The 20251-nt window shown below is 70.6% G+C and carries 13 protein-coding genes; 5 read left to right on the top strand and 8 right to left on the bottom strand.

Annotation, left to right across the window (positions count from 1 at the left end):
- Positions 1-57: 57 nt before the first annotated feature.
- From OIC96_RS36020 to rpsA, 3 genes are all read right to left on the bottom strand, one after another.
- A complete protein-coding gene (locus OIC96_RS36020) occupies positions 58-996 on the bottom strand; it encodes a PAC2 family protein (RefSeq protein ID WP_330303823.1) in 939 nt (312 codons plus the stop codon).
- 177 nt (positions 997-1173) lie between these two features.
- Positions 1174-2700 carry a flavin monoamine oxidase family protein gene (locus tag OIC96_RS36015; protein ID WP_330310056.1) on the bottom strand — a complete coding sequence of 509 codons (1527 nt, stop codon included), beginning with the start codon at positions 2698-2700 and terminating at the stop codon, positions 1174-1176.
- 361 nt (positions 2701-3061) lie between these two features.
- Positions 3062-4564, bottom strand: a complete 1503-nt coding sequence (gene rpsA / locus OIC96_RS36010) for a 30S ribosomal protein S1 (RefSeq protein WP_330303824.1) — start codon at positions 4562-4564, stop codon at positions 3062-3064.
- Between the two features lie 247 nt (positions 4565-4811).
- On the opposite strand from rpsA, the gene OIC96_RS36005 reads away from it, so the two are divergent.
- Together OIC96_RS36005 and OIC96_RS36000 are read left to right on the top strand one after the other, a co-directional pair.
- Complete coding sequence (locus OIC96_RS36005; RefSeq protein ID WP_330303825.1) at positions 4812-5762, top strand: class I SAM-dependent methyltransferase; 951 nt, start codon at positions 4812-4814, stop codon at positions 5760-5762.
- A 144-nt stretch (positions 5763-5906) separates the two neighbouring features.
- Complete coding sequence (locus OIC96_RS36000; protein WP_330303826.1) at positions 5907-8537, top strand: ATP-dependent RNA helicase; 2631 nt, start codon at positions 5907-5909, stop codon at positions 8535-8537.
- Here the strand turns inward: OIC96_RS36000 and OIC96_RS35995 are convergent.
- The 3 genes from OIC96_RS35995 to OIC96_RS35985 all read right to left on the bottom strand — a co-directional run bounded on the left by OIC96_RS35995 (position 8527) and on the right by OIC96_RS35985 (position 11581).
- Positions 8527-9519, bottom strand: a complete 993-nt coding sequence (locus OIC96_RS35995) for a DUF3068 domain-containing protein (protein WP_330303827.1) — start codon at positions 9517-9519, stop codon at positions 8527-8529. The genes OIC96_RS36000 and OIC96_RS35995 overlap by 11 nt on opposite strands.
- A gap of 42 nt (positions 9520-9561) precedes the next feature.
- Positions 9562-9696, bottom strand: coding sequence for an SPW_0924 family protein (locus tag OIC96_RS35990; protein ID WP_330303828.1), 135 nt, complete (start codon positions 9694-9696; stop codon positions 9562-9564).
- Positions 9697-9874: 178 nt separating this feature from the next.
- Entirely contained in the window at positions 9875-11581 is a 1707-nt protein-coding gene (locus OIC96_RS35985) for a lytic transglycosylase domain-containing protein (protein ID WP_330303829.1), read from the bottom strand.
- A gap of 273 nt (positions 11582-11854) precedes the next feature.
- On the opposite strand from OIC96_RS35985, the gene OIC96_RS35980 reads away from it, so the two are divergent.
- On the top strand, positions 11855-12709 hold the full coding sequence (locus OIC96_RS35980) for a DUF4184 family protein (protein ID WP_330303830.1): 855 nt from the start codon (positions 11855-11857) through the stop codon (positions 12707-12709).
- On the opposite strand, the gene OIC96_RS35975 is transcribed toward OIC96_RS35980, so the two are convergent.
- A complete protein-coding gene (locus OIC96_RS35975; RefSeq protein ID WP_330303831.1) occupies positions 12630-13613 on the bottom strand; it encodes a serine hydrolase in 984 nt (327 codons plus the stop codon). The two genes, OIC96_RS35980 and OIC96_RS35975, sit on opposite strands and share 80 nt — an antisense overlap.
- A gap of 925 nt (positions 13614-14538) precedes the next feature.
- A complete protein-coding gene (gene polA, locus OIC96_RS35970) occupies positions 14539-17265 on the bottom strand; it encodes a DNA polymerase I (protein WP_330303832.1) in 2727 nt (908 codons plus the stop codon).
- A gap of 124 nt (positions 17266-17389) precedes the next feature.
- On the opposite strand from polA, the gene OIC96_RS35965 reads away from it, so the two are divergent.
- Together OIC96_RS35965 and OIC96_RS35960 are read left to right on the top strand one after the other, a co-directional pair.
- Positions 17390-19669, top strand: a complete 2280-nt coding sequence (locus tag OIC96_RS35965; protein ID WP_330303833.1) for an FdhF/YdeP family oxidoreductase — start codon at positions 17390-17392, stop codon at positions 19667-19669.
- Between the two features lie 73 nt (positions 19670-19742).
- The gene (locus tag OIC96_RS35960; RefSeq protein WP_330303834.1) at positions 19743-20204 is read left to right on the top strand and encodes a PaaI family thioesterase; all 462 of its coding nucleotides are present in this window, start codon (positions 19743-19745) and stop codon (positions 20202-20204) included.
- Positions 20205-20251: the final 47 nt, after the last annotated feature.

Genomic DNA, 20251 nt, shown 5'->3' with positions numbered 1-20251 from the left:
GCAGCTTAGGGCCTGCCGCTGACAGTCCCTCCGACAGGGAGCCCCGAAAGACCAGGGCTAGGCGTCGCCCTCCCGCTCCGCCAGGAACCGCTCGAACTCCAACCCGATCTCGTCCGCCGACGGGATGTCCACCGGCTCCGCGAGCATGTTGCCCCGCGTCTCGGCGCCCGCCGCGGCGTCGTACTGGTGCTCAAGACCCTGGACGAGGGCGACGAGCTCTTCGTCCCCCTCCTGGATCTGCCGGTCGATCTCCGTCTGGGTGCGGTGCGCCTCGGTGCGCAGGGAGTGCGCGATGGCGGGGAGCACCAGGCCGGTCGCGCCGGTGATGGACTCCAGTACGGTCAGCGCGGCATCCGGGTACGGGGAACGCGCGATGTAGTGCGGCACGTGCGCGGCGACGCCCAGCACGTCGTGTCCTGCCTCCATGAGGCGGTACTCGACGAGGGCCTCGGCGCTTCCGGGGACCTGTGCCTCATCGAAGGGGCTGCGGTGGCCGGGCACCAGATCGGTGCGGTTGCCGTGCGGGGTGAGGCCCACGGGGCGGGTGTGCGGGACGCCCATCGGGATGCCGTGGAAGTTCACGGAGAGACGGACGCCGAGCCGCTCCACGATCTGCTGGACGGCGGCGGCGAAGCGCTCCCACTCGACGTCCGGCTCGGGGCCGGAGAGCAGCAGGAAGGGCGCGCCCGTGGCGTCCTGCACGAGGCGTACGTCAAGGGTGGGCTCTTCGTAGTCGGTCCAGCGGTCGCGCTTGAACGTCAGCAGCGGGCGCCGGGCCCGGTAGTCCACGAGCCGGTCGTGGTCGAAACGGGCCACGACCTGGTGGGGCAGCGAGTCGAGCACCCGGTCGACGATCTGGTCGCCGGTTTCGCCCGCGTCGATGTATCCGTCGAAGTGGTAGAGCATGACCAGGCCGGCCGACTCCTGGGCGAGTGCCATGTCGACAACGGCCAGGCCCTTCGGCTCCCATGCGTACAAACCCTGCGGATCAAGCACTGTGACCGCTCCTCCTCGTGTTCGTACTGCACAACGTGGTCCGGAGCGCGGGCATTCCCGGCCCGCGCTCCGCACCGCCGCCTCTTACCGACTTCTCAGCCACCACGAGCGGCTGGAAAGACATCCGAAGCGGCCGCGAAGACACTTACAGACGGCTATGAGGACAGCACACGCGTGTTACGAGGACAGCACACGCGCGTGGAGCGCGGTGACCGCCTTGCGAGCGGACGTGAAGGCACCGTGCTGCCAGGCGTCGGTGTAACTGAGCCAGTCGCCCGCGAAGTAGACCCGTCCGGTGGGCTGGTTCAGCGGCTTGTAGCGGGCGTCGTCGGGTCCGCCGGGGGTGTCGTGCCAGGCGGCCTCCAGGTGGGGCGTCTGACGCCAGTGGTGCGAGAAAGAGGACGCGAGTTCGGTGCGGTACTTCTCGCCGTAGATCTTCACGCCCGTGGCCACCGCGCGCTTCTCGCGCTCCTCGGGGGTGAGCTTCGCGTACGAGTCGGCGTCGTCGTCGTAGTTGTAGTAGCCGATCAGTACGCCGCGCTCGCCGTGGAAGCCGTACGAGGGGTGCCAGATGTGGACGACGTCCTGGTCGGTCTCCGTGATGCCGCCGTAGATGTTGTGGTCCAGCTCCCACCAGCGGGAGCGGTACTCCAGGCCGATCTTGGCGGCGGACTGCGGCGTGATCGCCTCCAGCGCGCTCTGGACGCCGGAGCCGAGGTTGTGCGGGATCTTGGCGAAGATGTTGGGCGGGAGGGCGCCGATGCAGTAGTCGGCGTCGATGGACTTGGTACGGCCGCCCTGGGTGTAAGTGACGGTAACGCCACTCCCCTTGTCGGTGATTTTGGAAACCGCGGCCCCTGTACGGATGCGATGGGCCCCGATCGCCTTGGTCAGCGCGCGCGGTATCTGGTCCATGCCGCCCACCGGCTGGAACATCAGCATCGCCTGGTCGAAGCCGAATTCGAAGGAGAAGTAGCGGCCGACGCCGGTGGCGAAGACCTCGGAGGCCGACGGTACGTCCCCGAGGAGCACGCCTGGGGTTCCCGCGGCGGCCGGGACGGTGGTGTAGCCGCGGCGTTCACCGCCCTCGTACGTCAGTTTGTCGCCGAGTTCGCCGAAGTCCTTGAGGAACTCGACGAGTTTCTCCTGGTCGGTGGCGGTCAGCTCCTTGTCGAGGGCGCCCTTGTCGGTGGCCTTGGCGAGCAACTCGGAGACATAGCCGTAGACATCGGCCTTGGCGGTGCGGTAGCGCATCGGCTTGGTCATGCCGGTCGACTCGTTGTAGATGTACGCGTCCGCGTTCACGTTGGTGAACACCTCGATGGGGACGCCGAGTTCGCGGCAGTAGTCGAGGGTGACCATCCACTGCGGGAGACGGGCAGGGCCCGCGTTCATGTAGTGGCCCTCGCCGAAGCGGGCCGTCTGCGTGTTGCCGTAGAGGTCGGTGGTCGAATCGCCGCCGCGCACCGTGAAGTTGCGGCCACCGGTGCGGTCCCTGGCCTCCAGGATCGTACAGTCGTAGCCCGCCTTGCCCAGTTCGTACGCGGACGCGAGTCCGGCGATGCCGCCGCCGACGATGACGACCTTGGCGGCGCCGCGCCCGGTGAGCGTGAAATCGCTCGACTTCAGTGCACGGAAGGGCTGTTCGCGCTGTGCGGCCTGAGCGGTGGGCGCGAGGCCGAGGGCCCCCATGGTGGCGAACATCGCGCCCGCGCCGCCGGTGAGTCCGACGTTGCGGAGAAAGGCGCGCCTGCTCGCCGTACCCGATCGCTGCTGTGCTGCCATGACTTCGGCTCCCCTCACGATCTTGAATGACCCGGGGATCCTGGCAACGCCCTGTTACGGCACGGGAGTTACTCGTGTATCTGCCACGTTTCCCTCCCCGCACACCCGAACCGATCCAGACCCATACGCGGACACACGCCACCCAACGTTCACATTGGAGTCCACAGTCCATGTACGTGGAGCCTCTGCTCTCCGCAGACAAAACCAAAAAGCGGTGGGCCGCACCCCCCGAAAGGGGTGCGGCCCACCGACTAACTACTGCCTAGCGGAACCTACCGGTTCAGCTCTGGCCGCCCGCGAGCTTCTCGCGGAGCGCAGCCAGGGCCTCATCCGACGCCAGCGCGCCGGAGGTGTCGTCCGACTCCGAGGAGTACGAACCACCCGAGACACCCGCACCAGAACCGGCGGCGGGGGCGGCAGCGCCCTCGGCCTCGGCCTGGGCGTCAGCCTCACGGGACTTGATGACCTGCGCCTGGTGCTGCTCGAAGCGCTGCTGCGCCTCGGCGTACTGGTGCTCCCACGCCTCGCGCTGGGTCTCGTAGCCCTCGAGCCAGTCGTTGGTCTCGGGGTCGAAGCCCTCGGGGTAGATGTAGTTGCCCTGGTCGTCGTAGGACGCGGCCATGCCGTACAGGGTCGGGTCGAACTCGACCGAGGCCGGGTCGGCACCGAAGGACTCGTTGGCCTGCTTCAGCGAGAGGCTGATGCGACGGCGCTCGAGGTCGATGTCGATGACCTTGACGAAGATCTCGTCGTTGACCTGGACGACCTGCTCCGGGATCTCCACGTGGCGCTCGGCCAGCTCGGAGATGTGGACCAGACCCTCGATGCCCTCGTCCACGCGGACGAACGCACCGAACGGAACCAGCTTCGTGACCTTGCCGGGCACGACCTGACCGATCTGGTGCGTGCGGGCGAACTGCTGCCACGGGTCTTCCTGCGTCGCCTTGAGCGACAGGGAGACGCGCTCGCGGTCCATGTCGACGTCGAGGACCTCGACGGTGACTTCCTGGCCGACCTCGACAACCTCGGAGGGGTGGTCGATGTGCTTCCAGGAGAGCTCGGAGACGTGGACGAGACCGTCGACGCCACCCAGGTCCACGAAGGCACCGAAGTTGACGATCGAGGAGACGACGCCGGAGCGGACCTGACCCTTCTGCAGGGTGGTGAGGAACGTCTGGCGAACCTCGGACTGGGTCTGCTCCAGCCAGGCACGGCGGGACAGGACCACGTTGTTGCGGTTCTTGTCCAGCTCGATGATCTTGGCCTCGAGCTCCTTGCCCACGTAGGGCTGGAGGTCGCGGACACGGCGCATCTCGACGAGGGAAGCCGGCAGGAAGCCACGGAGGCCGATGTCGAGGATGAGACCACCCTTGACGACCTCGATGACGGTACCGGTGACGATGCCGTCCTCTTCCTTGATCTTCTCGATGGTGCCCCAGGCGCGCTCGTACTGGGCGCGCTTCTTCGAGAGGATCAGGCGGCCTTCCTTGTCCTCCTTCTGGAGAACAAGGGCTTCGATCTCGTCGCCGACCTTGACGACCTCGTTCGGGTCGACGTCGTGCTTGATCGAGAGCTCGCGGCTCGGGATGACACCTTCGGTCTTGTAACCGATGTCGAGCAGGACCTCGTCCCGGTCGACCTTCACGATGACGCCGTCGACGATGTCGCCGTCGTTGAAGTACTTGATCGTCTCGTCGATCGCGGCGAGGAAGGCTTCCTCGTTACCGATGTCGTTGACCGCAACCTGCGGGGTGGTGGCGGTGGTCTCGGTGCTGCTCGTCATGTGGGAAAGGGCTCCGGTACGGACAGAGAGTCGTAGGTACTGCTTACGCCGGGAGCCCGTTTCGCTCTGCAGAAGGCCGGACAGCCAAGGAAGCGCCCAACCCGGAGCGGTGTTTATGACAAACACCGCCGGTGGCGCCTCGAAAACCGAGGGGACATACATACAGATGCGAGCGCAGCCTGCTACGTCTGAGGAGCGCAGGCTCGCAGCGCAACTTGTAGCATACGGGGGCAGCCGGGCGGGGTCAATGCGCGAAGGCGCACACCCGGGGCGGATCGCCGCATACCCGGCACAAGACCTGTCTCTTGAGGCCACGCGGGCCATAGCTCGCCTCTGCCGTGACACGCGGAGACGGGTTGGACGGAAGAGTACGACGAGGGAGCCGATCATCCAAGAGCCCGAACCGCTTGAGCCCGAAGCCACCCGACGCGACGCGGGCGTCACGGAGAGTTCCCGAGCCAACCGGGGCTGGTGGGACCGGAACGCGGACGAGTACCAGATCGAGCACGGCACGTTCCTCGGGGACGACCGTTTCGTGTGGGGCCCCGAGGGCCTCGACGAGGTGGAGGCCGAGCTGCTCGGCCCGCCGGAGGACCTCAAGGGCAAGGACGTCCTGGAGATCGGCGCCGGCGCGGCCCAGTGCTCGCGCTGGCTGGCCGCCCAGGGGGCCCGTCCGGTGGCCCTGGACCTCTCCCACCGCCAGCTCCAGCACGCCCTGCGCATCGGCGGGGGCGTGCCCCTGGTGGAGGCCGACGCGGGCGCCCTGCCGTTCGCCGACGGATCCTTCGACCTCGCGTGCTCGGCGTACGGCGCGCTGCCGTTCGTCGCCGACCCGGTCCGCGTCCTGCGGGAGATACGCCGGGTGCTGCGCCCCGGGGGCCGCTTCGTCTTCTCGGTGACCCACCCCATCCGCTGGGCCTTCCCGGACGAGCCCGGCCCCGAGGGGCTGAGCATCTCCGCCTCCTACTTCGACCGCACTCCGTACGTGGAGCAGGACGAGGAGGGCCGCGCGGTGTACGTCGAGCACCACAGGACGATCGGCGACCGCGTCCGCGACGTCGTGGCCGGCGGCTTCCGTCTGGTCGACCTCGTCGAGCCGGAGTGGCCCGCCTGGAACACCCAGGAGTGGGGCGGCTGGTCCCCGCTGCGCGGGAATCTGATCCCGGGGACGGCGATTTTCGTCTGCGAGCGGGACTGACCGTACGAAGGGATCGTGCGAAAGGGGTGCCCACGCGTGCGTGGGCACCCCTTTCTGCTGCGCACGCACGCGTGGACGGCGTTTTGACGGCTGCCGGGCACACGCACGTGGAAGGCGTTTTGACGCTCGTACGAGACTGGGGGCGTGATTCGTTACGACGCCCTGGACGCGCTGCCTGTTCGCGGTGCCCTGCCCGCCCTGAGCGACGCCCTGGAGGGCGGCGGCAGCGCGGTGCTCGTGGCGCCGCCCGGCACCGGCAAGACGACGCTGGTGCCACTGGCGCTCGCCGGTCTGCTGGACGACGGGCGGCCGGTACGCCGGGTCGTCGTCGCCGAGCCGCGGCGGATCGCCGCCCGGGCCGCCGCGCGGCGGATGGCGTGGCTGCTCGGCGAGAAGGTGGGCGAGAGCGTCGGTCACACCGTGCGCGGGGAGCGGGTGGTCGGCCGCCGCACACGCGTGGAGGTCGTCACGACCGGTGTCCTGTTGCAGCGGTTGCAGCGGGACCAGGAGCTCGCGGGCATCGACGTGGTCGTGCTCGACGAGTGCCATGAGCGGCATCTGGACGCCGACACGGTGGCCGCCTTTGTGCTGGACGTACGGGCCGCCCTCCGACCCGAGCTGCGACTGGTGGCGGCGTCCGCGACGACGGACGCGCAGGGGTGGGCCCGGCTGCTGGGCGACGCGCCGGTCGTCGAGGCACACGGTGTGTCGTATCCGGTCGAGGTGGTGTGGGCGCCGCCGGTACGGCCCGTACGGCCGCCGCACGGGATGCGGGTGGACCCGGCGCTGCTGACCCATGTGGCGTCGGTGGTGCGGCGGGCGCTGGCCGAGCACGAGGGGGACGTGCTGTGTTTCCTGCCCGGGGTCGGGGAGATCGCGCGGGTGGCGGGTCAGCTGGGGGATCTTGGTCCGGTCGAGGTACTTCAAGTGCACGGGCGGGCGTCGGCCGCCGTGCAGGACGCGGTGCTGTCCCCGGGTGCGGGGCGCCGGGTGGTCCTGGCGACCGCGGTGGCCGAGTCGTCGCTGACGGTTCCCGGGGTGCGGGTGGTCGTCGACTCCGGGCTCGCGCGGGAGCCGCGGGTGGACCACGCGCGCGGGCTGAGCGCGCTGACGACCGTACGGGCCTCGCAGGCGGCCGGGCGGCAGCGGGCGGGGCGCGCCGGGCGTGAGGCGCCGGGAGCGGTGTACCGGTGCTGGGCGGAGGCGGAGGACGCCCGTCTGGCCCGCTTCCCCGCGCCGGAGATCAAGGTGGCCGACCTGACGGCGTTCGCCCTGCAGGCGGCCTGCTGGGGCGACCCGGACGCCACGGGGCTCGCGCTTCTCGACCCGCCGCCGGGTGGGGCGATGGCGGCGGCACGGTCGATCCTGTCGGCGGTGGGGGCGGTGGACTCTGCGGGGCGGGCTACGGAACGGGGCGTACGCATGTCCCGGCTCGGGCTGCACCCCCGGCTCGCCCGGGCCCTGCTGGACGCGGCCCCCGAGGTGGGCGCGGACCGGGCCGCGGAGGTCGTGGCCCTCCTCAGCGAGGAGCCGCCTCGGGAGTACGGCGACGACCTCGCCGCGGCTTGGCGTGCCGCCCGGCGTGGCGGCGACGCCTACGCGGGGCGGTGGCGCGCGGAGGCCCGGCGGCTGCGGGCCGCGTCGGCGCCCACGCCTTCGGCGCGGGGCATCTCCCACCGGCCCGCCCAGAACTCTCTCCCGGGCGAACCGGGCTCCGACGCTCTCTCCGGTGGGGCCGCGGAGGCGACACGCTCCGCCGGCGGCCCCGCGGCGGCCCTCGACGCTGTGCGGGCCGGCGCCGGGGGCGACCGCGTGGTGGGGCTCGTCGCTGCCCTCGCCTTCCCGGAGCGCGTCGCTCGGGCGCACGGCGGCTCGTATCTCATGGCTTCCGGCACCCGTGCCGAGCTCCAGGACGGCACAGGACTGCGGGGAGCGCCCTGGCTCGCGGTCGCCGTGGCCGATCGGCCCGTGGGTGCCGGGCACGCGCGTGTGCGGCTCGGGGCCGTCATCGACGAGGAGACGGCACGACAGGCCGCGCAGAGCCTGTACGCCGAGGGCGAGGAGGTGCACTGGGCCGACGGTGATGTCGTCGCGCGGCGGGTGGAGCGGCTCGGGGCCGTGGAGCTGGCGGTGCGGCCGCTCAAGAACGCCGACTCCGGACTCGTACGGGAAGCGTTGTGCGAAGGGCTGCGGGCGGAGGGGCTCGGCCTGTTGCGGTGGTCCCCGGACGCGGAGGTACTGCGGCGGCGGCTGGCGTTCCTGCACCTGCACCTGGACGCCCCCTGGCCCGATGTCTCCGACGCCGCGCTCCACGCGCGCGTGGACGAGTGGCTGGAGCCCGAGCTGGGGCGGGCCCGCAGACGGGCCGACCTGGCGCGGATCGACGCCGGGCAGGCCCTGAACCGGCTGCTGCCCTGGGCCACCGGGGACGCGGCCCGGCTCGACGAACTCGCCCCCGAACGCATCGAGGTGCCGAGTGGGTCCAGAATCCGGATCGACTACGGCGACCCCGAGCGGCCGGTGCTCGCCGTGAAGGTGCAGGAGATGTTCGGCCTGCACGAGTCCCCCGCCGTCGCCGGCGTACCCGTACTCGTGCATCTGTTGTCCCCGGCGGGTCGTCCCGCCGCCGTCACCGCCGACCTCGCCTCCTTCTGGAGGGACGGTTACAAGGCCGTACGGGCCGAACTGCGCGGGCGCTATCCCAAGCACCCCTGGCCCGAGGACCCGGCGAGCGCCGAGCCGACGCGGCACACGAACGCGCGGCTCAGGCGTTGACCGGCTCGGGCTCCGCGGCCTGCGTCGGCGCCGGGTCACCGGGCCTGCGGCCGCGGGCCTCCAGGTACAGCGACAGGGACAGCAGGGCCACGCCCAGGAACAGGAAACCCCACGGCAGGTACGACGTCAGCAGCAGGATCAGGGTGCGGTTCGACTTGACCAGGTCGACCGTGTGCTTGATGTAGTCCTCGCGCATCTTCACCTGCCCCGCGAACGCCGTCACCTTCTTGCCGTCGCCGAGCAGGGTGCCACCGCGGAGTTCCTCCTTGTGGTCCTCTTCGCCGTAGACGGGCGCTCCCGTGACGGGTTCCACCCAGAACTTGCGGACCGTGGTGTACCACATGCTCGTGCCGGTCTTGGCGAGCGATTCCCGGGTGATGCCCTTGACGGGCATGGTCCTCGGGAACTGGACCTTGGTCCAGGGGATGGTCTGCTCGAAGTAGTAGACCTTGACTCCCCGGAAGCTCTGGGTGCCCTTGTAGTGGATGGGGTTGGTGGTGCGGGTCTGCGCGTCGAAGTACTCGTAGTCCCGCTTCTCCGTGAGGAAGGGCCACTTGAACTCGATGCCCTCGCGCGTGACCGGGTCGCCGTCGACCATCTCTCCCGTGGCGTGGACGGGGTCCTGGCTGTGCGCGTCGAAGATGTAGCGCTCGGGGATCTTGGAGATCATCTTGCCGTCGGGTCCCTGGACGTAGGACAGGGAGTCCCAGACGACGACGTCCCGGCCCGCGGTCTTCTCGATCTTCTCGGAGGCCTCGACGTTGCCCTTGAGGGTCTGCACGACGGTGACCTTGGGGACCTTCTTCGCCTTCATGGTGCCGTAGTCGATGAGGGTCGCGTTCTTCGCCTCCAGGACCATGTCCTGGTACTGGTTGGCGGGGATCTTCGCCAGGCGCGGGAAGGCGTACCAGCGCATCAGGGGGGACAGCGCCGTGAAGAACACGGCGAAGGCGAGCAGGATCAGGCTTGCCTTGCGGCGCATCTCGGCGTCCCTCCCTGAGAGTTACGGGTCTGAAGGCACGGTCTACGGGTGTGCGGGCACGGTCGTCAGCAGCGGCTTCGGCGATGTGCTGCCGGCCGGTGAGCCCATGGCCGTGATGGTCAGCACCAGGGCGAGCGCCACGGCGAGACCGGTCGCGGCGGCGATGAGGGCACGCATGCGGGCCTCCCGAAGGCCAGGAGCTGATACATCGTCAGGTCCGGCACCGTAGCAACGGCGGGGCGAGATGAGAACACGTTGCACACAGGCAAAGGCGCCCCTCCGCCTGGAAGCGGGAGGGGCGCCCTGACGCGCGTATGAACTACGCGGTGCGCATGGACTGTGAGGTGCGCATGGACTACGAGGCGGCCGCCGCCACCTTCAGCTCGACGGTCAGCGTCGCGCCGCCCGTGGTGTTGATGCGGAGCAGGAACGTGCCGGTGGTGTCGTCCGCGTACAGCTTCGGGAGCTTCAGCACGCCGTCGGCGTCCGTGGTGAGGTCCGTGAGGGTGCGCACGGTCTTGCCGTCCGCGTCCTTGAAGTACGGGCCCTTGTCGTTCTCGGTCGCGTCGTCCGCCGACTTGACGAGCGTGGCGGTGGCCGCGACCTTGCCCGCGACGGCGCCGTTGTAGGTGGCCTTCACCTCGACCTGGTCGGCGAACTCGCCGCTCGGCACGCAGGTCAGCTCGGTGTCGCTGGTGCGGGTGAGGGTGTCGGCCTGGCGCGGGGTGACGGTCGCCGTGTAGTCGAGGCCGGCCATGACGCGGCCGACGACGGTGGCGCGGACCGTGAAGTCGCCGGTCTTCTCGCCCGCGACGAGCGCGGGCGCGCTGGCCATGCCGAGCCGGTTGGTGACCACCGTGGCGACCGTCTCGCCGCCGGTGAAGGTGGCGTCCGTGTCGTCCCCGACGATCGTGAACCGGACCCGGACCTTCGCCACGGCCTTGTCGGCGTCGGTCTCGGTCCGTACGGCGATCCTCTCGGCGAACGTGTCGCCCGCCGTGGCGGTGAGCTTCCCGGTGCCCGCGTCGTCCAGGTGGTCCACGGTCTCGGTGGGCGTGGGCGTCGACGGACTCGGCGAGGGCGAGGCGGGCGTGGAGGGGCTCGGGCTGGGGCTCGTCGAGCCGCCGTCACTCGGTTCGGTGGTGCCCGGCTCCGACGTGCTCGGCGTCGTGGTGCTCGGTGTCGAGGGGGACGGCGTCGAGGGGGACGACGGGCTGGGGTTCGCGCCGGAGGTGTCGTCGCTGCTGTGCGAGGGCAGCGTGCCGGTGCCGTCCGGCACCTCGTGGGTGCCCTTGCGGTAGTACTCCAGCCACGACAGGACCGTGTTGAGGTACGCCGTCGAGTTGTTGTAGCTGAGGATCGAGGCGTTCATCTGCGACTGGACCGACATGTCGTGGTCGAACCGGCAGAGGTAGTGACCGGCCGCGAGCGCCGCGTCGTAGACGTTGTTGGGGTCCTTCTTGCCGTCGCCGTTGCCGTCGCGGCCCGCCCACGCCCAGGTGGAGGGGATGAACTGCATCGGCCCCACCGCGCGGTCGTGCGTGGAGTCGCCGTCGTACGCGCCGTTGTCGGTGTCGCTGATGTTCGCGAAGCCGTTGCCGTTGAGGACCGGGCCGAGGATCGGCGAGTACGTCGTACCGCTCGCGTCGACGCGGCCGCCGCGGGCCTGGCCGGACTCGACCTTGCCGATGGCGGCGAGGAGCTGCCAGGGCAGGTTGCAGCCCGGCTTGGACTCGCGCAGCGATGCCTCGGCCTTCTTGTAGGCGTCTAGGACGGTCGCGGGTATGCCCGCCTCGGCTTCACCCGTGACGACGGGCGTGCCTGTGGTCGGTGACGGGCTGGGGCTGTCGAGCGGCGGAAGGTCCGTGTAGTAGCGCGAGTTGCCGCTGGCGGTGTCGTCGCCGCTCGCGTCCGGTGTGGCATCGGCGCCGGTGGTCTGTCTGCCGTGGTCGTCGGTGATCACTCCCGGGGCCTGGGACGCGGACAGGGCCGCGACCGCGGCCGCGGCCACGGCGGTGGTTGCCGCCCCCTTGCGCAGCCTCCTGCCGAAATGCGCCGCCATTGAGTGAGCCCCTCCCGTGGACGACCGCTTCTTCGTGCCTGTGTTGCCGGTGTTCGACCGCGCTCCCCGGCGCGGTGACCCAGGTGACCCTACGACAACTTCCGTTGCGCGGGCACCCGTTCGCGCCCGATATTCACCGGTTGGCCATGTGTGATGGTGCGCGGAACGCCGGCCCCGAGAGGCCGGCTCGCATGATTTCACAGGTCACTCATACTGGGCGTCAGTGATCACCGGCCCGAGCCGGCCGCCCAGAACCAGCCGTAGGGGGACGACTTGCCCTTCACCCTCAGCCATGCGGCGGCCGTGCTGCCCGCCGTGCGCGGTGACGGAAGCGGGCGCGGACGGCTGGTTCCCGCCGTCCTCGTGGCCGGTTCGTTCGCTCCCGACATGACCTACTACGCGGCGAGCGTGCTGCCCGGGGCGATGGAGTTCGGCACCTTCACGCACTCGTTCACGGGTGTCTTCACGTTCGACGTGCTCGTCGCGTGGACGCTCGTGGGCGCCTGGCTGGTGCTGCGCGAGCCACTGGTGGCGCTGCTGTCGCCGGCCCGGCAGGGGCGCCCCGCGCGGCTGCTGCGCTGCGGGGCGGCACGTCGACGCCCCAGTCCGTCGACGGCGTTGTGGTGGTACGTCTCCGCGGCGCTCGGCGCGCTGACGCATGTCGTGTGGGACGCGTTCACGCACCACGACCGGTGGGGGGTACGGCTGATCCCGGCGCTGGGCCGGGACGCCGGGGGAGAACCGCTGTTCTGGTACGCGCAGTACGGCAGTTCGGCGGTGGCGGCCGTCGTCATCGTGACCTTCGTGGTGATCGCGCTGCGCCGCACCCCCTCCGGCGAACCGGTGGGGGTGCCGGCGCTGTCCGCTTCCGACCGGTGGCTGGCGGGTGCCGTTCTCGGGTGCTGCGCGCTGGTGGCCGCGGTGCAGCGGGCTTCGCGCTGGTGGGCCTACTGGGGCTCCAGCGCGAAGCCCTGGGAGTTGATCCCGGCGTTGTGTTTCGGCGGGGGTGCGGGCCTGGTGCTCGGCCTCGGGCTGTACGCCGTGGGCGTCAGGGTGTGGCGTCCGGCTCCGGCTCGTCCCAGCCCGGCAGCAGCTCGTACGGAGCCGAGCCGTCCGACTTCTCGCTGATCGCGCCCTCCGGGGTGGGGCTCTGGATCCGGCCGCGGCCCTGGTTGAGGCCGCGGTGCACGGCCTGCGCGATGCGCTCGATGGTGCGGACGCCGTACGCCATCGTCGGGTTGTCGTGCGACAGGACGACGATGCGGTAGGTGCGGTTGGTACCCGTGAACGCGCCGACGCTGTGCACGCGCCAGCCGTGCGTAGCCCGGGGCAGCCAGCCGTTCTTCACATGGGCCGTGAGGCCGCTGGGCATGCCGGAGGGCACGCCCCAGCGCTGGTCGCTGCGGACCTCGCTCATCAGCTTCAGGCCGTAGGCGCGGGTCTTCAGGAACGAGCGGGCGTTGGTGAGGACGTCCAGCAGCCGCATCTGGTCGGCGGCCGTGATCTGGGTCAGGCCCCAGTAGCCGTCCGGGCCGAGGAGGGTGCCCGTCGTCCCGACACGGGCCAGGAGGCGGTTCAGGTAGGCGTGGCCGAGGTCGTTCCACAGGCGCAGGGCGGAGGTGTTGTCCGACTTGGTGATCATGGGGCGGATGTTGGCCAGTTCCCAGTCGGTGAGTTTGCGGCCGAGCTCCTCCGCCCGGCGCAGAGTGCCCTCCATGATCGTGACCTTGGCGACGCTTGCCGAGTCGTACTGCCGTTCGCTCGCGAGGTCGCAGGTCAGGCCGGTGTCGTCATCGTGCACCGCCACGGAGACGGTGCCCTGGCGTGACGACAGCGCCGCCCGGATGTCGCGGGACATCCGGGCGGCGAGGTCGGGGTCACTGGTGGAGCGGCAGGCCGCGGGCACCTGCGCGGTGCTGGCTTCCGCGGCGACCGCGGGTATCGGCGCGAGCAGCGCCGAGACGACAGCTGTGGCCGCGACGACGACGGCCGTGGCTATGGCCGTGCGGCAGTGGAGCATGCGTATACCCATGCCCGCATCCTTACGGCCCGGCCGGGCGGGGGGCGCTTTTGCGGGGGCCACGCGGGTGACGGTCCCTCCGGGGGTTCGGCGGGTCACTCCGGGGGTTCGGCGGAGTCGCTTCCGGGGTTGGACGGAGACCCTGCCGGTGGTTGAGCGGGTCCCTCCCGGGGGGGTGGGCGGTTCCCTCCGGGGGGCGGTTCCCTCCGGGGGGCGGTTCCCTCCGGGGGGCGGTTCCCTCCGGGGGGCGGTTCCCTCGGGAAGCCGGACGGGGTACGACGAAGCCGTGTCTCCGGCTGCCGTGGAGTGCCTTGCCTTGCCTTGTCTTCGCGGCGCGGCCGGGGTTCGGGCTTGCCCTACGGGCGGCCCGGGCGGGCATTCGGCCGGTTCGGCACCGTCGAACAGCGTCGTGTCGCCTTCTCGCCATTGCGACGGGCATTCAAGGGCCCGGCACCTCGCGGTGCCGGGCCCTTGAATGTGCCGGGCGGAGGCCGCCGACTTGCCGCCCGCCGGTAGGCCCGCCGCGCCGAAGCCACGCAGGCCTGCGGCCCGCAGGACCCCGGCCCGGGAGCCGAGGTCTGTGGGCTCGGCGTCCGCGAGCCGGGGACCCTTGGCCCGTTGGGCCGTTGGGCCGTTGGGCCGTTGGGCCCGGGGTTCGGGGCGGGCCCAGGGTCCACAGCCCCGGGGACCGCGGCCCACACCCACCACCCGCAGAACCGCAAGCCCGTGGGCCAAGGTCGCCCATGAGCTGGAGGACCGCCCCCGTAAGCCCCGGGGCCTGGGGCCTGGGGCCGCAGCCCACATCCGCCGGCCGTGAGGCCGGGGACTGTGGCCTCGGCGCTCATGAGCCGAGGGCCCGCACCCCGTAGGCCCGAGGCTCTGGGCCCGCAACCCGCAACCCACAACCCAGGTGACCGCACCCGCCGCCCGCCGGAGGCTAGTGCGCTGCCGACTCCCAGTCCGGGCCCGAGCCGATGGATACGTCCAGGGGAGCCCGGAGGTGGACGGCGGAGGCCATTTCGTGGCGGAGGAGGTTCTCGGTTGTGGTGCGCTCGCCCGGGGCGATTTCCAGGACGATTTCGTCGTGGACCTGGAGGAGCATGCGCGACTTGAGGTTCGCCTCGCGGAGCGCCTTGTCCACGTTCAGCATGGCGATCTTGACGATGTCGGCGGCGGTGCCCTGGATGGGGGCGTTGAGGGCCATGCGCTCGGCCGCCTCGCGGCGCTGCCGGTTGTCGCTGTTGAGGTCCGGCAGGTAGCGGCGACGTCCGAAGAGGGTCGCCGTGTAGCCCGTCGCCCTCGCCTCGTCGACCGCGCGGCGCAGATAGTCCCGTACGCCTCCGAACCGCTCGAAGTAGGTGTCCATCAGTGCACGGGCCTCACCCGCGTCGATGTTCAGCTGCTGGGAGAGGCCGAAGGCCGACAGCCCGTACGCCAGGCCGTAGGACATCGCCTTGATCTTGCGGCGCATCTCCGCGTCCACCGCGGAACGCTCGACCGAGAAGACCTGGGAGGCCACCGTGGTGTGCAGGTCCTCGCCCGAGGTGAACGCCTCCAACAGGCCCTCGTCCTCGGACAGATGGGCCATCACACGGAGTTCGATCTGGCTGTAGTCCGCGGTCATCAACGACTCGAAGCCCTCGCCGACCACGAAGCCGCGGCGGATCGCGCGGCCCTCGTCCGTGCGGACCGGGATGTTCTGCAGGTTCGGGTCCGTGGAGGAGAGCCGGCCGGTCGCCGCCACCGTCTGGTTGAACGTGGTGTGGATGCGGCCGTCCGCGGCGATCGTCTTGATCAGGCCCTCGACCGTGGAACGCAGCTTCGCCTGCTCGCGGTGCCGGAGCATGATCACCGGCAGTTCGTTCTCGGTCTGCGTCGCGAGCCACGCCAGTGCGTCCGCGTCCGTCGTGTAGCCCGTCTTCGTCTTCTTCGTCTTGGGCAGGGCCAGCTCGCCGAAGAGGACTTCCTGGAGCTGCTTGGGCGAGCCCAGGTTGAACTCGTGCCCGGCCGCCGCGTGCGCCTCCTTCACGGCCTGCTGCACGGCGCCCGCGAACATCTGCTCCATGGCCTCCAGGTGGGCCTTGTCCGCCGCGATGCCGTACCGCTCCAGGCGGGCCAGCAGCGTGGACGTGGGCAGTTCCATGTCACGCAGCAGGTCGGCCGCGCCGACCTCCGTCAGCTTCTCGCCGAACGCCTCGCCCAGGTCGAGGATCGTGCGGGCCTGCGCCATCAGCGCGTCGGCCTCGGCCTGCTCATCCGTACCGAAGGCGAGCTGTCCGTCGGCCGCGGCGGCCGGACCCAGCTCCCGGCCGAGGTACTCCAACGACAGGGCGTCCAGCGCGAAGGAGCGACGCCCGGGCTTCACCAGGTAGGCGGCGAGCGCGGTGTCCATGGACACGCCCTCGATGCTCCAGCCGTGCTCGGCGAAGACCCGCATCGCGCCCTTGGCGTTGTGCATGACCTTGGGCTTCTCGGGGTCGGCGAGCCACTTCTCGAACGAGGTGTCATCGGCCTCGTCCAGCTGCGTGGGGTCGAACCAGGCGGCCGCCCCGTCGGCGGCGGCGAGCGCGACCTCGGCGACGGAGCCCGTGCCCAGCGCCCACGAGTCGACCGTGGCCACACCCAGGACCGTCTTCCCGTGCTCGGCGAGCCATGGCTTCAGCTCGCCCGCGCCCAGCACTGTGCCGTCCAGCTCCACGCCCGCGGCGGCCGGCGCCGTCGCCTCGGCCTCCTCGGCGCCCGGGTCGACGGCGAAGAGACGCTCGCGCAGTGAGGGGTTCCGGATCTCCAGGGTGTCCAGGACCATCGCGACAGCCGTACGGTCGTACGCCGCGCGCTCCAGGTCCGGGACCGTCCTGGGCAGCTCGACGTCCTTCACCATCTCCGTGAGACGGCGGTTGAGCTTCACCGCCTCCAGGTGGTCGCGGAGGTTCTGCCCGGCCTTGCCCTTGACCTCGTCGACGCGCTCGACCAGCTCCGCGAACGAACCGAACTGGTTGATCCACTTCGCGGCCGTCTTCTCACCGACACCCGGGATGCCCGGCAGGTTGTCGGACGGGTCGCCGCGCAGCGCCGCGAAGTCCGGGTACTGCGCCGGCGTCAGCCCGTACTTCTCGACGACCTTCTCAGGAGTGAACCGGGTCAGCTCCGAGACGCCCTTCGTCGGATACAGCACCGTCGTGTGCTCGGAGACCAGCTGGAAGGAGTCACGGTCACCGGTGACGATCAGCACCTCGAAGCCCTCGGCCTCGGCCTGCGTGGCGAGCGTCGCGATGATGTCGTCGGCCTCGAAGCCGTCGACCGCGAACCGCTGGGCGTGCATCGCGTCGAGCAGCTCGCCGATCAGCTCGACCTGACCCTTGAACTCGTCCGGGGTCTTCGACCTGTTCGCCTTGTACTCGGTGAACTCCTCGGAGCGCCACGTCTTGCGCGAGACGTCGAACGCCACCGCGAAATGCGTGGGCGCCTCGTCGCGCAGCGTGTTCGCCAGCATCGACGCGAAACCATAGATTGCGTTCGTCGGCTGGCCGGTCGCGGTCGTGAAGTTCTCCGCGGGCAGCGCGAAGAACGCGCGGTACGCCAGCGAGTGCCCGTCCATGAGCATCAGCCTCGGACGGCCCGCACCTGCGGTTTTCTCGGTCTTCTTCGATGCTGTTTCTGCCACGCCCCCGATCCTGCCACGGCCCACTGACATCGAGAGCCGTCCCGGCCCGCCAGGCTCCTTGTCACAGCCGCGTGCGACTATCGGTGAGGTACCAGGGGATGTGTGCACGCGAAGGGGTTCAGCGATGGCCAGCAAGCCGCCGAAAAGCGATCCGGTTCAGGACGCGCCGCAGGTCACCGAGCCGAAGCACGCCGCGGCCGGGCTGCCCGCCATCGGCCACACCCTGCGCATCGCGCAGCAGCAGATGGGCGTGCGCCGCACCGCGCTCACCCTCCTGCGCGTCAACCAGAAAGACGGCTTCGACTGCCCGGGCTGCGCCTGGCCCGAGCCGGAGCACCGGCACGCGGCGGAGTTCTGCGAGAACGGCGCGAAGGCGGTCGCCGAGGAGGCCACCCTGCGCCGGGTCACCCCGGACTTCTTCGCCGCGCACTCGGTCACCGACCTCGCGACCCGCAGCGGCTACTGGCTGGGCCAGCAGGGCCGCCTCACGCACCCCATGTACCTGGCGGAAGGCGCCGACCACTACGAACCGGTGCCCTGGGAGCGGGCCTTCGACATCGTCGCCGAGGAACTGGCCGCACTCGGATCCCCCGACGAGGCCCTCTTCTACACCTCGGGCCGCACCAGCAACGAGGCCGCGTTCCTCTACCAGTTGTTCGCCCGCGAGCTCGGCACGAACAATCTGCCGGACTGCTCGAACATGTGCCACGAGTCGTCGGGTTCCGCCCTCTCCGAGACCATCGGCATCGGCAAGGGCAGCGTCTCCCTCGACGACCTCTACAAGGCGGACCTGATCATCGTCGCCGGGCAGAACCCCGGCACGAACCACCCGCGCATGCTCTCCGCCCTGGAGAAGGCCAAGTCCAACGGCGCGAAGATCATCACGGTCAATCCGCTGCCCGAGGCGGGCCTCGGACGCTTCAAGAACCCGCAGACCCCCCAGGGCATGATCAAGGGCGCCGCCCTCACCGACCTGTTCCTGCAGATCCGCCTCGGCGGCGACCAGGCCCTCTTCCGCCTCCTCAACAAGCTCGTCCTCGACACGGAGGGCGCGGTCGACGAGGAGTTCATCGCCGAACACACCCACGGGTACGAGGAGTTCGCGGCCGCCGCCCGCGCCGCCGACTGGGACGAGACGCTCACCGCGACCGGCCTCACCCGCGAGAAGATCGACGAGGCCCTCCGCATGGTCCTCGCCTCCCAGCGCACCATCGTGTGCTGGGCGATGGGCCTCACCCAGCACAAGCACGCCGTGCCGACGATCCGCGAAGTCGTCAACCTCCTGCTGCTGCGCGGCAACATCGGCCGCCCCGGCGCGGGCGTCTGCCCCGTCCGCGGCCACTCGAACGTGCAGGGCGACCGCACGATGGGCATCTTCGAGCGCCCCGCCCCGGCCTTCCTCGACGCCCTGGAGAAGGAGTTCGGGTTCGCCCCGCCGCGCGGGCACGGCTACGACGTCGTACGGGCCATCGGCGCGCTGCGCGACGGCGAGGCGAAGGTCTTCTTCGCGATGGGCGGCAACTTCGTCGCCGCGTCGCCCGACACCGAGGTGACGGAGGCGGCCATGCGCCGCGCCCGCCTCACCGTGCACGTGTCGACGAAGCTGAACCGCTCGCACGTGATCACGGGCGCACGTGCCCTGATCCTGCCGACCCTCGGCCGCACCGAGCGCGACCTCCAGGGCAGCGGCGAGCAGTTCGTGACCGTCGAGGACTCCATGGGCATGGTGCACGCCTCACGCGGCCGCCTGGAGCCCGCGAGCGGCCAACTGCTGTCCGAGCCCGCCATCGTGGCCCGGCTCGCCCGCCGCGTGCTCGGCGACGGCTCCCGCACCCCCTGGGAGGAGTTCGAGAAGGACTACGCGACGATCCGCGACCGCATCGCGCGCGTGATCCCCGGCTTCGAGGACTTCAACGCGCGCATCGCCGACCCGGCGGGCTTCGCGCTCCCGCACGCCCCGCGCGACGAACGCCGCTTCCCGACGGCCACCGGAAAGGCCAACTTCACCGCCGCGCCCGTCGAGTACCCCAAGCTCCCCGAGGGCCGCCTGCTGCTGCAGACCCTGCGCTCGCACGACCAGTACAACACCACCATCTACGGCCTGGACGACCGCTACAGAGGGATCAAGAACGGCCGCCGGGTCGTGCTCGTCAACCCCGAGGACGCACGCGAACTGAAGCTCGCGGACGGCTCGTACGTCGACCTGGTCAGCGAGTGGAAGGACGGCGTCGAGCGGCGCGCGCCCGGCTTCCGCGTCGTGCACTACCCGACCGCCCTGGGCTGCGCGGCCGCGTACTACCCGGAGACCAACGTCCTGGTCCCGCTGGACGCGACCGCCGACACCAGCAACACCCCTGCCAGCAAGTCCGTCGTCGTGCGTCTGGAACAATCGGCAACCGACTGAGCGTTTGCTCAGTAGGAGTGATCACGACAGTGATCCGCGACGCAGTGATCCACGACGAACGGAGCCGGGCCCGATGGGCGAGCAGCACACCGTGAAGTTCCCGCAAGAGGTCCTCGACGAGTACGCCGCCCTCGGCGTCGACCTGCCCGCGCTCTTCTCCGCGGGCCACCTCGGCACCCGCATGGGCGTGCAGATCATCGAGGCCTCCGCCGACCGCGTCGTGGGCACCATGCCGGTCGAGGGCAACACCCAGCCCTACGGCCTGCTGCACGGAGGCGCCTCCGCCGTCCTCGCCGAGACCATCGGCTCCGTCGGCGCCATGCTCCACGGCGGCAGCTCCAAGATCGCCGTGGGCGTCGACCTGAACTGCACGCACCACCGCGGAGCCCGCTCCGGCCTGGTCACCGGCGTGGCCACACCCGTACACCGGGGGCGCACCTCGGCGACGTACGAGATCGCCATCACCGACGAGGACGGCAAGCGCGTCTGCAGCGCCCGCCTCACCTGCGTCCTCAAGGACGCCCCCAAGAGCTGACACCGCCCCGTGGGACGCACCCACGGGCCGACACCGGAAAGGGCCTG

The organism is Streptomyces sp. NBC_00775 (genome assembly GCF_036347135.1).
In the GTDB taxonomy this organism is placed as follows: domain Bacteria; phylum Actinomycetota; class Actinomycetes; order Streptomycetales; family Streptomycetaceae; genus Streptomyces; species Streptomyces lutosisoli.
This window is presented reverse-complemented; position numbering and strand designations above follow the sequence as displayed.

What these genes read in the sequence shown, in the direction of transcription:
- OIC96_RS36015 (WP_330310056.1), bottom strand. Translation starts at nt 2,700, where the DNA reads ATGTTCGCCACCATGGGGGCCCTCGGCCTCGCGCCCACCGCTCAGGCC.
- rpsA (WP_330303824.1), bottom strand. Translation starts at nt 4,564, where the DNA reads ATGACGAGCAGCACCGAGACCACCGCCACCACCCCGCAGGTTGCGGTC.
- OIC96_RS36005 (WP_330303825.1), top strand. Translation starts at nt 4,812, where the DNA reads ATGCGCGAAGGCGCACACCCGGGGCGGATCGCCGCATACCCGGCACAA.
- OIC96_RS35995 (WP_330303827.1), bottom strand. Translation starts at nt 9,519, where the DNA reads ATGCGCCGCAAGGCAAGCCTGATCCTGCTCGCCTTCGCCGTGTTCTTC.
- OIC96_RS35990 (WP_330303828.1), bottom strand. Translation starts at nt 9,696, where the DNA reads ATGCGTGCCCTCATCGCCGCCGCGACCGGTCTCGCCGTGGCGCTCGCC.
- OIC96_RS35985 (WP_330303829.1), bottom strand. Translation starts at nt 11,581, where the DNA reads ATGGCGGCGCATTTCGGCAGGAGGCTGCGCAAGGGGGCGGCAACCACC.
- OIC96_RS35975 (WP_330303831.1), bottom strand. Translation starts at nt 13,613, where the DNA reads ATGGGTATACGCATGCTCCACTGCCGCACGGCCATAGCCACGGCCGTC.
- OIC96_RS35965 (WP_330303833.1), top strand. Translation starts at nt 17,390, where the DNA reads ATGGCCAGCAAGCCGCCGAAAAGCGATCCGGTTCAGGACGCGCCGCAG.
- OIC96_RS35960 (WP_330303834.1), top strand. Translation starts at nt 19,743, where the DNA reads ATGGGCGAGCAGCACACCGTGAAGTTCCCGCAAGAGGTCCTCGACGAG.